Origin of the sequence: Sorangium sp. So ce185 (assembly GCF_051526825.1) — a bacterium.
In the GTDB taxonomy this organism is placed as follows: domain Bacteria; phylum Myxococcota_A; class Polyangia; order Polyangiales; family Polyangiaceae; genus Sorangium; species Sorangium cellulosum_D.
This window is the reverse complement of record NZ_CP150316.1, coordinates 124,094-138,579: the sequence shown is the minus strand read 5'-3', so window position 1 is coordinate 138,579 and position 14,486 is coordinate 124,094. Positions and strand designations below refer to the sequence as shown.

At 72.6% G+C, this 14,486-nt stretch carries 12 protein-coding genes; 9 read left to right on the top strand and 3 right to left on the bottom strand.

The window, feature by feature from the left end; all coding sequences use genetic code 11:
- The first annotated feature begins 152 nt into the window (after positions 1-152).
- The 6 genes from WMF26_RS00490 to WMF26_RS00465 all read left to right on the top strand — a co-directional run bounded on the left by WMF26_RS00490 (position 153) and on the right by WMF26_RS00465 (position 7,165).
- Complete coding sequence (locus tag WMF26_RS00490; RefSeq protein WP_437998685.1) at positions 153-3,923, top strand: UvrD-helicase domain-containing protein; 3,771 nt, start codon at positions 153-155, stop codon at positions 3,921-3,923.
- Positions 3,924-4,104: 181 nt separating this feature from the next.
- Positions 4,105-4,299 (top strand): hypothetical protein, encoded by a 195-nt coding sequence (locus tag WMF26_RS00485; RefSeq protein ID WP_437998684.1) that lies wholly within the window; start codon positions 4,105-4,107, stop codon positions 4,297-4,299.
- A 9-nt stretch (positions 4,300-4,308) separates the two neighbouring features.
- A complete protein-coding gene (locus tag WMF26_RS00480; RefSeq protein ID WP_437998683.1) occupies positions 4,309-4,692 on the top strand; it encodes a hypothetical protein in 384 nt (127 codons plus the stop codon).
- A 188-nt stretch (positions 4,693-4,880) separates the two neighbouring features.
- Complete coding sequence (locus WMF26_RS00475; protein WP_437998682.1) at positions 4,881-5,435, top strand: hypothetical protein; 555 nt, start codon at positions 4,881-4,883, stop codon at positions 5,433-5,435.
- Between the two features lie 147 nt (positions 5,436-5,582).
- Positions 5,583-6,326, top strand: coding sequence for a hypothetical protein (locus WMF26_RS00470; protein WP_437998681.1), 744 nt, complete (start codon positions 5,583-5,585; stop codon positions 6,324-6,326).
- A complete protein-coding gene (locus WMF26_RS00465; protein ID WP_437998680.1) occupies positions 6,323-7,165 on the top strand; it encodes a GNAT family N-acetyltransferase in 843 nt (280 codons plus the stop codon). Before WMF26_RS00470 ends, WMF26_RS00465 begins: the two co-directional genes overlap by 4 nt.
- Before the next feature lie 52 nt (positions 7,166-7,217).
- Here WMF26_RS00465 and WMF26_RS00460 read toward each other — a convergent pair whose 3' ends face one another.
- A complete protein-coding gene (locus WMF26_RS00460; protein WP_020464800.1) occupies positions 7,218-7,535 on the bottom strand; it encodes a hypothetical protein in 318 nt (105 codons plus the stop codon).
- A gap of 591 nt (positions 7,536-8,126) precedes the next feature.
- Between WMF26_RS00460 and WMF26_RS00455 the strand changes: the two genes are divergently transcribed.
- Positions 8,127-9,128 (top strand): N-acetylornithine carbamoyltransferase, encoded by a 1,002-nt coding sequence (locus WMF26_RS00455; RefSeq protein WP_437953340.1) that lies wholly within the window; start codon positions 8,127-8,129, stop codon positions 9,126-9,128.
- A 5-nt stretch (positions 9,129-9,133) separates the two neighbouring features.
- Positions 9,134-10,474, top strand: coding sequence for an acetylglutamate kinase (locus WMF26_RS00450; protein ID WP_437998679.1), 1,341 nt, complete (start codon positions 9,134-9,136; stop codon positions 10,472-10,474).
- A gap of 76 nt (positions 10,475-10,550) precedes the next feature.
- On the opposite strand, the gene WMF26_RS00445 is transcribed toward WMF26_RS00450, so the two are convergent.
- Positions 10,551-11,324 carry a GNAT family N-acetyltransferase gene (locus WMF26_RS00445; RefSeq protein WP_437998678.1) on the bottom strand — a complete coding sequence of 258 codons (774 nt, stop codon included), beginning with the start codon at positions 11,322-11,324 and terminating at the stop codon, positions 10,551-10,553.
- A gap of 351 nt (positions 11,325-11,675) precedes the next feature.
- Complete coding sequence (locus tag WMF26_RS00440) at positions 11,676-12,284, bottom strand: superoxide dismutase (RefSeq protein WP_061626602.1); 609 nt, start codon at positions 12,282-12,284, stop codon at positions 11,676-11,678.
- Positions 12,285-12,650: 366 nt separating this feature from the next.
- Here WMF26_RS00440 and WMF26_RS00435 point away from each other — a divergent pair, with 366 nt between their 5' ends.
- Positions 12,651-14,477: an OmpA family protein gene (locus tag WMF26_RS00435; RefSeq protein WP_437998677.1), complete on the top strand. Its 1,827-nt coding sequence runs from the start codon at positions 12,651-12,653 to the stop codon at positions 14,475-14,477.
- The last annotated feature ends 9 nt before the right edge of the window (positions 14,478-14,486 follow it).

Genomic DNA, 14,486 nt, shown 5'->3' with positions numbered 1-14,486 from the left:
CTTTCCCGCTTTCATGGGCGACCTCTCCGGTCCGAGGGCGGCGCCGCCGCGCAGCGCGTCGTCTCCCCCTCGCCCCGCCGCTCCCCGGGCCCGGCCGGCGCGCCCCGCCGGCGCGGCCCCGGCGAGCGCCCGGATCCCCGGCGGGGGCGCCCATGAGCGCCGACGCGGCCCGGGCGCGCGGCGCGCGGGAGCTCGCGGACGAGCCCGCCCGCCGCCGCATCCGCGAGGACCTCCGGACGACGCTCGTCGTCGAGGCGGCCGCGGGCACCGGCAAGACGACCGCGCTCGTGTCGCGGATCGTCGCCGTGCTGCGGAAGGCGCCCGAGGAGGGCGGCGGGACGCTCGATCGCATCGTCGCGGTGACCTTCACCGAGAAGGCGGCCGGCGAGATGAAGCTGCGCCTCCGCGCCGAGATCGAGCGGGCGCGCGGCGACGCGGCGTCCGGTCCGGCGGAGCGCGCGCGGCTCGACGAGGCGCTCGCGCACCTCGAGGCGGCGCGCATCGGCACCATCCACTCGTTCTGCGCCGATCTCCTGCGCGAGTGGCCGGTCGAGGCGCGCGTCGACCCGCTGTTCCAGGTCGCCGCCGCGGACCAGGCCGAGGCGCTCTTCGACCAGGCCTTCGACGCCTGGTTCCAGCGCACCCTGAACGACCCGCCCGAGGGCGTGCGCCGGATCCTCCGCCGGCGCCCGCGCGACGGCGCGCAGGGCCCGCGCGACCTGCTCCGGAGCGCGGCGTGGCGGCTCGCCGAGCACCGCGACTTCACGCGCCCCTGGCGCCGCGATCCGTTCGATCGCGAGCGCGCCATCGACGAGCTCCTCGACCGCCTCGCGGCCCTCGCGGACCTCGGCGCCGAGGCCGACCGGGAGGGCGACTACCTCGCGCAGAGCCTCCGGAACATCGACCGGTACCTCGCGGAGCTCCGGCGCCGCGAGGAGGTCACGGGCGGGCGCGATCACGACGGGCTCGAGGCCGAGCTCGGCGAGCTCGCGCGCTGGAAGGAGTGGCGCTGGAAGGGCTCGGGCAAGGCGTTCGGCGGGGACCTCTCGCGCGCCGAGGTGCTCGCGCAGCGCGACCGGGTGAAGGTCGAGCTCGACGCCGTGCTCACGGCCGCGAGCGCCGACCTCGCGGCCTGCCTCTCGCGCGAGCTCCGGCCTCCGATCGAGGCGTACGACGCGCTCAAGGCGCGCGCGGGCAAGCTCGACTTCCTCGACCTGCTCCTCTGCGCCCGGAACCTCCTCCGCTCGAGCCGCGCCGTGCGCGAGGAGCTGAACCTCCGCTTCTCGCACCTCTTCGTCGACGAATTCCAGGACACCGACCCGCTCCAGGCGGAGATCCTGCTCCTGCTCGCGGCGGACGACCCGGCCGAGACCGACTGGATGCGGGCGCGCCCGGTGCCCGGCAAGCTCTTCGTCGTCGGCGATCCGAAGCAGTCGATCTACCGCTTCCGCCGCGCCGAGGTCGCGCTCTACGAGGCGACGAAGGCCCGGCTCGTCGCGTGCGGCGCGAGCGTGCTGTACCTGTCGACGAGCTTCCGCAGCGCCCCGTCGATCCAGGAGGCCGTCAACGCGGCGTTCGCGCCGCTGATGCAGGGGGGATCGGGCGAGGGCGCGGCGAGCCAGGCGCGGTACGTCGCGCTCGAGCCGTTCCGGGACGACCCCGTCGGGCAGCCGACGGTGATCGCGCTGCCGGTGCCGCGGCCTTACGGCGACTTCGGGAAGATCTCCGATTTCCGGGTGCGGCAGTCGATCCCGGACGCGGTGGGCGCCTTCGTCCACCACCTCATCCACGGCGGCCGGGGCGCCGCGGGCGGGCGGCGGTGGACGGTGACCGAGCGCGAGCGCCCGGGCCAGCGGGTGCCGCTCGAGGCGCGGCACATCTGCCTCTTGTTCAAGCGGTTCCAGACGTTCGGCGAGGACGCGACCCGCGCCTACGTGCGGGCGCTCGAGGCGCGGCGGATCCCGCACGTGCTCGTGGGCGGGCGGTCGTTCCACGATCGCGAGGAGGTGATGGCGGTGCGGAGCGCGCTGCTCGCGATCGAGTGGCCGGACGACGAGCTCAGCGTCTACGCGACGCTGCGCGGGCCGCTGTTCGCGCTGACGGACGACGTGCTCCTCCTCTACCGCGACCGGTTCCATCGCCTGCACCCGCTGGCTCAGCCCGACGAGGCGGCGCTCGATCTCGCGGTCGAGGGCGGATCGCGGCCGCTGTCGGAGGTCGCGGAGGCGCTCGCGGTGCTCGGGCGGCTGCACCGCGAGCGCAACCGGCGGCCGATCGCGGACACGATCGGCGGGCTGCTCGACGAGACGCGCGCGCACGCTGGCATCGCGATCTGGCCGACGGGGGAGCAGGCGCTCGCGAACGTGCTGCGGGTGATGGATCTCGGGCGGCGGTTCGAGGCGGGCGGCGCGACGTCGTTCCGGGCGTTCGTGGAGCGGCTCGAGGCGGACGCGGAGCGGGGGGAGGTCGCGGAGGCGCCGGTCGTCGAGGAGGGGACCGAGGGGGTGCGGATCATGACGGTGCACCGGGCCAAGGGGCTCGAGTTCCCGGTGGTGATCCTGGCGGATCCGGCGTCGCCGGCGGTGCACCAGCACCCGTCGCGTCACGTGGATCCGGAGCTCGGGCTGTGGGCGGAGCCGCTCGCGGGCTGCGTGCCCGCGGAGCTCGTCGAGCGCCGCGACGAGGTGCTGCGGCGCGATCGCGAGGAGGCGGTGCGGCTCGCGTACGTGGCGGCGACGCGGGCGCGCGAGCTGCTGGTGGTGCCGGCGGTGGGCGACGCGCGCCCGGGGGACGGCTCGAGCGACGGCTGGCTGGACGTGCTGCACCCGGTGCTCTACCCGGCGCCGCGCGACCGGCGCAGCGCGCGGCGCTGCGAGGACCTCGGCTGCCCGCCGTTCGGGACCGACACGGTGCTGGAGCGCCCGGCGCGGTGCGAGGCCGACGAGCGCGACGCGGTGGCGCCCGGGGAGCACGCGCCGATGGCGGGGTCGCACCGCGTGGTGTGGTGGGATCCGAGCACGCTCGACCTGGATCGCGAGCCGGAGGCGGGGCTCCGGCAGCAGCGGATCCTGCAGGCGGACGCGAGCGGGGCCGGCGCGACGGCGGGCGCGGGCGCGACCGCGGGCGCGGGCGCGACGGCGGTGGGCGCGGGCGCGACGGCGGGCGCGGGCGCGACGGTGGGCGCGGGCGCGACGGCGGGCGCGGGCGCCGCGGCGGGGGAGATCGGGCAGCGCGGGTACGAGGTGTGGCTGGAGGCGCGGCAGCGGGCGATCCGGGACGGCGCGGTGGCGGCGATCCGCGTGAAGACGGCGACGCAGATCAGCCACGAGGCGGCGGCGGCAGCGGCGGCAGCGGCGGCGGCCGGCGCGGCGGGGCCGGCCCAGCAGCGGAGCGGCGCGGCCGGCGCGGCGCGCGCGGACGCGCTGCCGGTGATCTCGTTCGAGCAGACCGCGATCGCGCGCGAGGGCCGGCCCTACGGCAAGCGGTTCGGGACGCTGGTGCACGCCGTGCTCGCCGAGGTCGATCTCCGGGCGGGCGAGGACGAGGTGAGGACGGTGGCCGCGGCGCAGGCGCGGCTCCTCGGGGCGCCGGCCGAGGAGGTCGACGCGGCGGTCGCGGCGGCGATCGCGGCGCTCGAGCACCCGCTGCTCCGGCGCGCGGCGGAGAGCGCGGCGCGCGGCGCGTGCGAGCGGGAGACGCCGCTGCTGCTGCGGCTCGAGGACGGGACGATCGCCGAGGGCGTGGTCGATCTCTCGTTCCGGGAGAGCGCGGGCGACGTGGGCGTCTGGACCGTGGTCGATTTCAAGACCGGCTCGGACGCGGGCACGGCGCACGCGGCCCAGGAGGCGCAGGTGCGGCTTTACGTGCAGGCGATCGCCGAGGCGACGGGTGAGCGGGCGAGAGGGGTGGTGCTCCGGGTGTGAGGGGACGCCGCGGGTGGCGCATCGCGGGAAGGCCGTGGGTGGTACGATGGGCGGCATGGGTTGATGCGGCTCTACCCGCGAGCCCTGCGAAAGCTTTCCGCGGATCACGGCGGGGCGATCGCGCGGGCTTGGTGCTCAACTTCGCATCAAGGTCGCAGACGCGCTGCGATATGCGCGCTCGATGAATCTCATCCACCGCGATCGCAGCCCCGAGGACATCCTGTTGACCGACGTCCACGAACCCGTCATTGCGGGCTGGAGCCTCGGTCAGCTCATCCATCCGCATTCGAAGGTGCTGGATGGTCATGCACGCGCTGGAGCCGGGGGCCTCACCTCGACGCGCCCTGAGCGCGCGCTCCGGGCGCGGCTGCGCTAGGATGGCGCCATGCTCGACCGATGGCGGCAATTCCGTACCAACGCAGGGAAGTGGGGTGTGGTGCGCACCGTCGTGGCGCTCGCCCTCGCGCTCACGGGCGCCGCGATACTCACCGCGTACGCGCAGTCCTACTGGCCCACCGTGCCCGGCGTGGCGCTCGGGTTCTTGATCCCGTACCTGGCCCGGGACGCGCTCGTCGAGCATGCGCAGAAAGTGCGGCAATTTCAGTCATATTCCATGATCGGCGTCGGGCTGATCGCCGCGGTGGGGCGCGACGTCTTCAAGGAGGTCGGGCCCATCGGGCTCGCGGTGGCGCTCGCCTTCGCCGCGGCTCAGGTGGGCACGTACTTCTGGCTGCTCTCGGATCCCCGGATCTCGATCGTTCGCAGCTGAGGCGCTCACCGGGGTTGCCCCGGGGACGTCGAGGCGCGCGCTCGGCGGCGGCACGTCGGAGGAGCCATCGCGCGCAGTCGGCGGAGCGAGAGCCATCGCGGCCCCTCGGCAGAGCGACGTCGAGAAGCGGCGATGTCCGCGAGGAGGCGATCGTTCCTGGTACGATGCGCGCCGGCGCGGAGGCCGGCATGGGGACGAGCGACGAGGGCGGGAAGAAGCTGGGGGTCATCGGTGCCGCCATTGCGGCCATCGGGATGATGGTGGCGCGCGGCGCCGACGACTGTGGGCGCCTTGGGCTCAAGGGCCTCGGGGCGGCGGAGCATGCCGCGCCAGCGGCCGCGGGGGATGCGCTGCTCGGCGCGGGCAAGGCGGCGGCCCTCGGCGACGACGCGCTGCTCGGCGCGGGCAAGGCGGCGGCCCTCGGCGATCCTGCGCGCGCCGCGGCGCACGCGGGCGATGGCGCTCACGCGCCGAAGGTGCTCGAGGTGCAGCCCGGCACCGCCACCGAAGACATGGCCGGGAAGCTTGCAGAGCAGGGGCTGGGGCTGGGGGTGGAGATGCTCCCTGGCGCAACCGACGAGCAGGAAGCGGACGAGCCTGCGCGGGAGGCGGCCGCCGCTCCCGGCGTGCAGGGAGCACGGCCGGCGCCGATGCCGCCCGGCGCCGGCAGCGCCGATGCGGGCGCTGGCGCCACGGGCGCGCCGGCGCCCCGGACCGTGGAGCGCCGGTCCCCCGCGAAGTGATGCAGCGCGCGTATGTCAGCCTGTTCGGTCGATGTCGGGCGGGGCGTCGAACAGGCTGCCGCCCACATCCTCTACACCTGACAGGACGGATGACGGTCAGCGGCGCGGCGCCGTAAGATACAGCAGCTTCCCGTGGTCCATGCCCCCATGAACGCACCTGCCCTGCTCCTCTGCCCGCTGCTGCTCCTCGTGATGGGCTGCGTCACCGGCGAGCCGGCCCCCGCAGCTCCCTCTCGCGCGGCGGCCGACAACCCCTGCGCGCCAGGTGGAACGCCGCGGCCTCCCCGCCGGAACATCGTGGCCACGACGGTCACGCCGAGCGGACAGGTCATCGACTGGATCCCGATCGAATCCCAGACCCCCGACGGCAAGATCGCGTCCCCTCCCCCACCGCCGACGAGCCAGGGCGACGCCGCACCGATGCCTCCGAGCGGCGCCGCGCCGGCGCCGTCCCCGGAGGAGACCGGGGTCGAGCTCGGGCCGAGAGGTCCGGCCGGCACGGTGCCGGTGCTGCGCCCGCGACAGCCGCAGTGCGATTGCCTGCCTGGCTACGTCCAGCAAGCCGATGGCTCGTGCGCGGAGCTCGCCACGCACTGCTCGGGTGAGGGAGCGATGGCATCCAGCAAATCGTTCACCGTCTGCTGTCCGGAGCTCGCGCGCATTCCCCTGATGGAGCGCATCGATGGCAAGTGCGTGACCATGGGGCTCGGCGCGCACCTCTGCACGAAGTGCGGCGACGGCGCCTGCGGCGCGGGGGAGAACGACTGCAACTGTCCGAGCGACTGCCACGCTGCCAGTCCGAGCCCTGCCAGCGGCCCCGACGGACGCCTCCAGGAACGCCCCGCGGAGGCGTCCACCCCGGCAGCCGCGGTGGCATCATCCGGCCCATGAGCACCCTTGCCGAGATCGAGCGGTTCTACGACGCCGTCCCTCGCCGTCGTGCCGACGCCGAGGATCACGGACCGCTGACCCTCTTCATTCGCCGCGGCGACGGCTGGCCCTACTATGCCCGCCCCGCCCTCGGCGTTCGAGGCGCCGTGTCGGCCGAGGACGTGGCCGCGGTGCGCGCGCGTCAGCGGCAGCTCTCGATTCCGGAGGCGTTCGAGTGGGTGCTGGAGACGACCCCCGGGCTCGACGCGGCCGCCGAGGCGGCGGGCCTGCACGTCCGCCGCTGCCCGCTGCTCGTGCTCCGCGGCGAGCCCGTCCCGGCCGCCTTGCCCGAGGACATCGCGCTCTCGATCGTCGCCGCGCACGACCCGGATCTCGCCGCCGTGCAGGCCGTCGCGCACGTCGCCTTCGGCGCGCTCAGCACCGCGGCGGGCCCTGCTGGCCCGGCCGAGCGCGACGCCGCCGCAGCGACGCTCCAGGCCGGGCTCGCGGCGGCCTGGCACACGTCGCTGATCGAGGGAACGATGGTGCACGCCGCTGCCCGGGGCGGCGGCGTGCTCACCGGGCCGCTCTGCGTGGGCAGCTACCAGCACGCGCTGGACGTCGCCGAGATCGTGGGCGTCGGGACGCTGCCCGCGGCCCGGCGCCGGGGCCTCGCCGCCGCCGTCACCGCGGTCCTGGCCCGGCACGCCCTGGACGCCGGGATGCGCACCGTGTTCCTGTCTGCGCAGAACGACGATGTCGCGCGCGTCTACGAACGGGTCGGATTCCGGCGCGTCGCCACCGCGTGCATCGCCGAGCCGCCCGAGCAGGCGGAGCGCGTCGAGGACCTCGCCCCGTGACCGGTGCGAGGCCGGCGAGCTCGGTTCACCGAGTCATCGACGGCAAGAGGGGTCAGCCGGAAACGGCGTGATAGTCCGGCCCCTCTTCCCCGCGCAGGATCTCGGTCTGAACGACCGATGCGTCCCGCAGGTGCGCCACCGCTCCGAGCTCGCCGTCGCGACGGTACGCCGAGAAGGCGTGTTCGTCGGGAAAGGTGACGATGTGAATCTCCTTCAGGCTCAGCCCAGCGCTGTCGGGCGCCGTCACCACGGTTCGCTCGATCGCGCCGCCGTACCGGGCCATCACGGCCGCGGCCTTCCTCTCATACGCGCGGAATGCGTCGAGCGCCTCGCATCGCACCGTGAGGATCACAACCAGCGTCACCGGCACGTCGCCTCATCCACGCCACGCCGCCGCAGAAGCACAAAAAAAAAGAGCGCCCATTCGACGGTGGGGGGGGGAAACCGTCACGGGCGCTCTGCCTCCAGGTTTAGCAGGATGCGGACCAAGCGCTGCACCCTGGTTTTCCGCGCATTTTCCTTAAGGGGACTGCGTACCCCTTTCGATCCTGAAACCGGCGCATGCAATCCTGACATCCTCCGGTCGCTGCTGGCGACGGGGGCGGTGCGGCGCCACACCTGACGCCGGCGCCCGCCGACCGAAGCGAGACGCTCGACGCCGGCGGGCCCCGCCGCCAGCTCGGGCGGAGGACGTCGTCGCGCGCATCACACCTTAGCCGAGGCGACCACGTCGCTTGAGGCGGCGGGGCCACGTTGCTTGGGCCGCCGGAACCACGTTGCTTGACGCCGCGGGGACCACGGTCGCCGCCGCGCCAGGGAGCGCGGCCGCCGCGCGCGGAGCGGCCGCTCGACTCCGTCCGACGGAGCGCGCCGCGCCGGCACGCGCGCATCGTTGACATCGCCGCCAGGATTGCTCCAATGCGAGCGCCCGCTCCGCGCTGATCCAACGAGGAGGCATTCGATGCGGCACTTTCTGACCACGATGGACTATACCCGCGCCGAGATCGAGGGCCTCCTCGAGCGCGCGCAGCGCTTCAAGCGCCGGCCGATCGAGCCGCGCCTCAAGGATCGCACCATCGCGCTCGTGTTCTTCAACCCCTCGCTGCGGACGCGCACCTCCTTCGACGTCGGCATCCGGGAGCTCGGCGGACACGCCGTGGTCCTGGAGCCCGGCCGGGGCGCATGGCCCATCGAGTTCGAGGAAGGCGCCGTGATGGACGGTGAGCCGGAGGAGCACATCCAGGAGGTCGCTCGCGTGCTCTCGCGCTACGCCGACCTCATCGGCGTGCGCGCGTTCCCCAAGTTCCAGCGCTGGGAGGACGATCGCCAGGACAAGGTGCTCCAGGGGTTCGCCCGCCACGCGACCGTGCCGGTGGTGAACCTCGAGACCATCACCCACCCTTGCCAGGAGCTCGCCCTCGCGCTCGCCATGAAGGAGCGCCTCGGCCGCCTCGACGGCAAGAAGTTCGTGCTCACCTGGACGTACCACCCGCGCCCGCTCAACACGGCGGTCGCCAACTCGGCGGTCCTCATCGCCTCCAAGCTCGGCATGGACGTCACCCTCCTCTGCCCCACCGAGGAGTACCACCTCGACGAGCGCTACCTCGACGCCGCCAGGAAGAGCGCGGCCGACAACGGGCGGAAGCTCTCGATCACCTACGACATCGAGTCCGCCTACCGGGGCGCGCACGTCGTCTACGCGAAGAGCTGGGGCGCGATTCCCTACTTCGGGCGCTGGGAGCAGGAGAAGCCCATCCGCGACCGGCACAAGCACTTCATCGTCGACGAGCAGAAGATGGCGCTCACCGCGGGTGGGCTCTTCTCCCACTGCCTGCCGGTCCGGCGCAACGTGAAGGTCACGGACGCGGTGATCGACTCGCCCGCCTCCATGGTCATCGACGAGGCTGAGAATCGGTTGCATGTTCAGAAGGCCGTGATGGACGTGCTGGCCAACGGGTGGTGACCGCGATGGGCTCGACACAAGACGTCATCGTCCGCCTGCTCAGGAACCTCGGCAGCCGCAAGGAGGTCGAGCAGTACCTGAAGCAGTACGCGGCCGTCGATCAGCAGAAGTTCGCCGTCATCAAGGTCGGCGGCGCCATCCTCGACGAGGACCTGGAGGCGCTCGCGACCTCGCTCGTGTTCCTGAACCAGGTCGGCCTGTATCCCATCGTGATCCACGGCGCCGGGCCGCAGCTCGATCGGGCGCTCGCCGAGGCGGGCATCCAGACCGAGCGCGTCAACGGGCTGCGCGTCACGACGCCCCGCGTCCTGGAGATCGCTCGCCGCGTCTTCCTGCGCGAGAACCTGCGGCTCGTCGAGGCGCTCGAGGAGATGGGCACGCGCACGCGGCCGATCACCGCGGGCGTCTTCGAGGCGTCGCTGATGGACGAGGGCCGCCTCGGGCTCGTCGGCAGGGTGGAGCGCGTCCACGTCGACGCGGTGAGGTCCAGCCTGCGCGCGGGGCACCTGCCGATCCTCGCCTGCCTCGGCGAGACGCCGGGCGGGCAGATCGTCAACATCAACGCCGACGTGGCCGCGCGCGAGCTCGCGCTCGCGACGCAGCCGTTCAAGATGATCTTCCTGACGAGCGCGGGCGGCCTCCTCGACGAGCACGGGCGCATCATCTCGGCCATCAACCTCGAGGAGGACTACGCGGGGCTCATCGCCCAGCCCTGGTTGACCGGGGGCATGCGGCTCAAGCTGCAGGAGATCAAGCTCCTGCTCGACGGGCTGCCGCCGACCTCCTCGGTGTCGATCACGGCGCCGGATCACCTGGCGAAGGAGCTGTTCACGCACACGGGCTCTGGCACGCTCGTCCGACGCGGCGAGCGCATCGTGCGGCACGACACGCTCGACGGCATCGATCGCGGCCGGCTGCGCGATCTGCTCGAGGCGTGCTTCCAGCGGAAGCTCGACGAGCACTACTTCGACAAGAAGCCGTTCTACCGCATCTACCTGTCCGACTCGTACCGGGCGACGGCGATCCTCACGCTCGACTCGGGCGACAAGGCGCCGTTGACTCCGTACCTCGACAAGTTCGCGGTGACCACGGAGGCGCAGGGCGTGGGCATCGGCGGCTCGCTCTGGACGCGGATGAAGAACGAGAACCCGAAGCTGTTCTGGCGCGCCCGGAACGGCAACGAGATCAACCCCTGGTATTTCCAGCAGGCCGAGGGCAGCTACCGCAACGAGACCTGGACGGTGTTCTGGTACGGCCTGTCCAGCTTCGACGACATCCGCGCCTGCATCGATCACGCGCTGTCGCTGCCGGCGACCCTGCGCCAGCACGGCACGGTCGAGCTCTGACCCCGCGCCGCCGAGCCCGGCGCGCCCGCCGCCGCGCCGCGCCCGGGCTCGCGGCGGGTCGCGCCTCGGTCCGGGCTCACAGCGGGTCGTCGTCGCCGTCGGCGTCCGCCCGTGCGAGGGGCGCGCGCTCCCGGTCGGCCGCAGCGTCCGGCGGGAGCGACGCCGGCGGCGGGGCGCTCGTCCGCTTCTCGGCGGTGCGCGCCTTCGGCGCTCGCCGCGGCGAGCGCTTCGGCTTGGCGGACGCGGAGGACGCCTCCGGAGGGCGCGGCTTCTTGAGCGCCCGGGGCGGCAGGAGCTCCGAGTCGACAGCGACCTTCTTCGCCATGAAGATCGCGGCGTCGAGCCGGTAAAAGCTGCGCTTCCGGTAGAACTTGAGGGCGCCGATGTTGTTCTCGGCCACCTCCAGCACGAGGTGGGTGCAGCCGTGGATGCGCGCGAGGTGCTCGAGCTGCTCGAGCATGAAGGCGCCGACGCCGCGACCCTGGTAATCGGGGTGGACCGCGAGCTCCTCGACGAAGAGCGGGCGCATGTCGTGCTTCGTGAAGTACCGCTCGTTCATCCAGTTGTCGGTCCCGGTGATCTCGAACGCGCACTCCGCGTAGCCGACGATCTCCTGCCCATCGCCCTGGCGGACCTCGAAGAGGAGCTGCTCGACGCCTTCCTCTTCGTAGACCTCCAGGAACCGCTTCTTGGAGCGAGGACGCTGGTACTCGACCGTTTCCCGGTTCACGTCGCGGAACACCTTTTTGAGAAATTCCCAAACTCGGTTCAGGTCGCGGCGGTGGATCCGGCGGACGTAGATGAGGCTCTCCTCCCCGGCGCCGGGGGAGCTCGACTCGGCCTTGGTCATTGTCGCGCCCAGTCTACAGGACGAACGCGGAGCGGGCACATCGCGGCGAGCACGATGCTCGCTCCTCCGGGGAGCGCGCGGCTGGTGAGGGCGTGAGCGCGAGTACGGAGGATGGGAAGGCGCACACCTCAGGCAGGCATCACGCCATCGAAGGCGCTCGTCTCAGACGTCGACCAACGTCAGGCCCGCAGCGGCAGCACGCCCGAGGCGGCACAAATGGATCGCGGGGTGGTGGGGCCCCACCGAGCTCCGCTCGGTGGGGCGGCGGGGGCGCGTGCCCCCGCCGTGTAACTGCGGCGCGTGCCCCCGCCGTGAGACTGCGGCGCGTGCCCCCGCCGTGAGACCGCGAGACTACGCCGCGGTGTGCGGGCCGATCTGCTGGAGGCGCGCGTTGATCACGTCCCAGTTCAGGCCGGAGAGCACGTTGGCCACGTAGTCCGCCTTCTTGGTCTGGTAGTCCGCGAAGTACGCGTGCTCCCAGGCGTCGATCGCGACCATGATATGCGTGTTCGCGAACAGGCCGACATCGTGCTCGGTCCGGATGAGGTTGTTGAAGAGCTTCTTCTCCTGGTAGTCGTACACGAGCACCGTCCAGCCGTGCGCGCTCAGGAGCGCCGCCTTGGCGTCCGCCAGCCAGTTGTCGAAGCTGCCGAAGGAGGCCTCGATGAGCTGCTTCGACTGGGCGCTCGGCTGCGTCGAGCCGTTGCCGATGTTCTCGAAGTACAGCTCGTGCAGCACCGTGCCGTTGAACGCGACAGGCTCGCGGCGCTTGAGCTCGCTGTACGCGTTGTACGAGTAGTTCGGCGCGCTGCGATCCGCCTTACCGAGCTGCTCCCAGATCTCGTTGAGCTTCTTCACGTAGCCCTGGTACAGCGTGAAATGCGCCTTGAGCTGCAAATCACTCAAGCCCTTGGCGTTGCCGCCGAGGAGATGATCGAAGTTCTTCGGTTCGCGGGCCATGGTGCCTCCTAACGAGTGCCGCAAGCAACGCGTGCCGCGGGGTCAGGGCGCCGCTCTACCGCTGCCGCACTCCGGTAGCAACCCTGGCGTGCGAGGCTCCACAGCGCGACCTCGCGACGCAAGCGGACCTGCCCCGGACCCGACCGCCCTTGCAGGAAACTCCGTACAGGCGCGCGAGGCGCACCGTGAATGCGCGTCGGAACCGCGGCGACCAGGCCCGCGCCGCCACGCGCACAGCGCCTCCCTCGAGCGGGCCCGATGGCCCGCCTCGCCGGGAAAAACCTCGTGAAACGTTGAACGCCGCGGGCATTTCGGTCGATACTCCGGGGGCTTGCTGTTCCTTCGCGCAAGGAGGCGACCTCGTTCATGCCGGCTCGTACACAGGGGACCCATCCGACGGCCGCGCTCGCGGCGGCGCTGTGCCTGCTCGGGGCAGCGGCTCAGGCCGAAGCGCAGGAGCCCGCGAGACCCGAGGGCTTCGCGCTCGACAGGTTCCAGCCCGCGCCGGCCGGCGACCGGATGTTCGGTGTCCAGTCCGCCTACGCAGCAGGAGACGCGTCGCCCCACATCATGATCCTCGGCGACTACGCCCAGGACCCGCTCGTGTTGCGGAGGCTCCGAGGGAACGAGGATATCGGCGACGGCAAGGTCGTCGGCAGCCAGCTCCTGCTCCACCTGAGCGCCTCGCTCTCGCTCTGGGAGCGCCTCACGGTGAACGTCGATCTGCCGCTCGCGTTCCAGTCCGGCGACGGCGGGGTCGCCTCGGGGGCCGTGCTCCCGCAGCCGGCCACGAGCGCGCTCGGGGACCTCCGGCTCGGCGCGCGCGCGACCCTCTTCGGCGACTACTTCGATCCGTTCCAGATCGCCCTCGGCGGCTACGTGTGGCTGCCGACCGGCGACCCCGAGGCGTACTCCGGCGACGGCGACGTGCGCGGCAGCCCGCAGCTCATCCTCGGCGGCCACCTGGATCGCGCGGTGTGGTCGCTCGCCGCGGGGCCTGAGTTCCGGTCGACCAGGCAGTTCGCCAACGTCGAGCAGGGGATGATGGTGCACTGGGGCGCCGGCGTCGGCCTGCTGCTCGACGACGAGCGGCGGCTGCAGATCGGGCCGGAGATCACCGGCTCGATCACGATCTCCGACGTCCAGCAGCGCACGACCAACCTGGAGGCCCTGCTCGGCGGGCGCTACCGCTTCGCCAGCGACTTCGAGGCCGGGCTCGGCGTGGGCCCTGGCCTCACCGCCGGCGTCGGCACGCCCTCGTTCCGCGCGGTCGCCATGGTCGCCTACTCGCCCGAGGTGAAGCCGCCCGTGAAGGACCGGGACGGCGACGGCATCCCCGACGACGCCGACGCGTGCCCGGACGTCGCCGGCGTGGGGAGCACGGACCGCGCAAAGAACGGGTGTCCGCCGCCCAAGGACGCGGATCGCGACGGCATCCTCGACGCGGTCGACGCCTGCCCCGCCGTGGCCGGCATCGCCTCGCCGGACCCGAAGAAGAACGGCTGCCCGCCGCCCGGGGACCGCGACAAGGACGGCATCACCGACGACGTCGACGCGTGCCCGGACCAGGCCGGCCCGAGCAACGAGGACCCGAAGCAGCACGGCTGCCCGCCGCCGCCCGATCGCGACAGCGACAAGATCCCCGATCCGTCGGACGCGTGCCCGGATCTGCCCGGCATCGCCACGACCGACCCCGCCACGAACGGCTGCCCGGGCGACACCGACGGCGACGGCATCCGCGACGATCAGGACGCCTGCCCGAACGAGAAGGGCAAGCCGAACGAGGATCCGAAGCAGCACGGGTGCCCGGCCTCGGTCCGGGTGACCGAGACCGAGATCGTCATCCTGCAGCAGGTGCAGTTCGACACCGGCAAGGCGACCATCCGGCCGGTCAGCCACGAGCTGCTCGAGGAGGTCGCCGGCGTGCTCAAGGACCATCCGGAGATCCTCAAGATCGAGGTCCAAGGCCACACGGACGACCGCGGAGCGCGCCAGTTCAACACGAAGCTGAGCCAGGCGCGCGCGGAGTCGGTGCTGATGGCGCTCGTCGAGCGCGGCATCGCGCCCGAGCGCATGCAGGCGAAGGGCTACGGCCCCGACGTCCCGATCGCGGACAACAAGACCGAGGCGGGGCGCCAGAAGAACCGGCGCGTCCAGTTCAACATCATCGAGAAGGCAAAGAAGCAGCCATAGGGCTGGAGG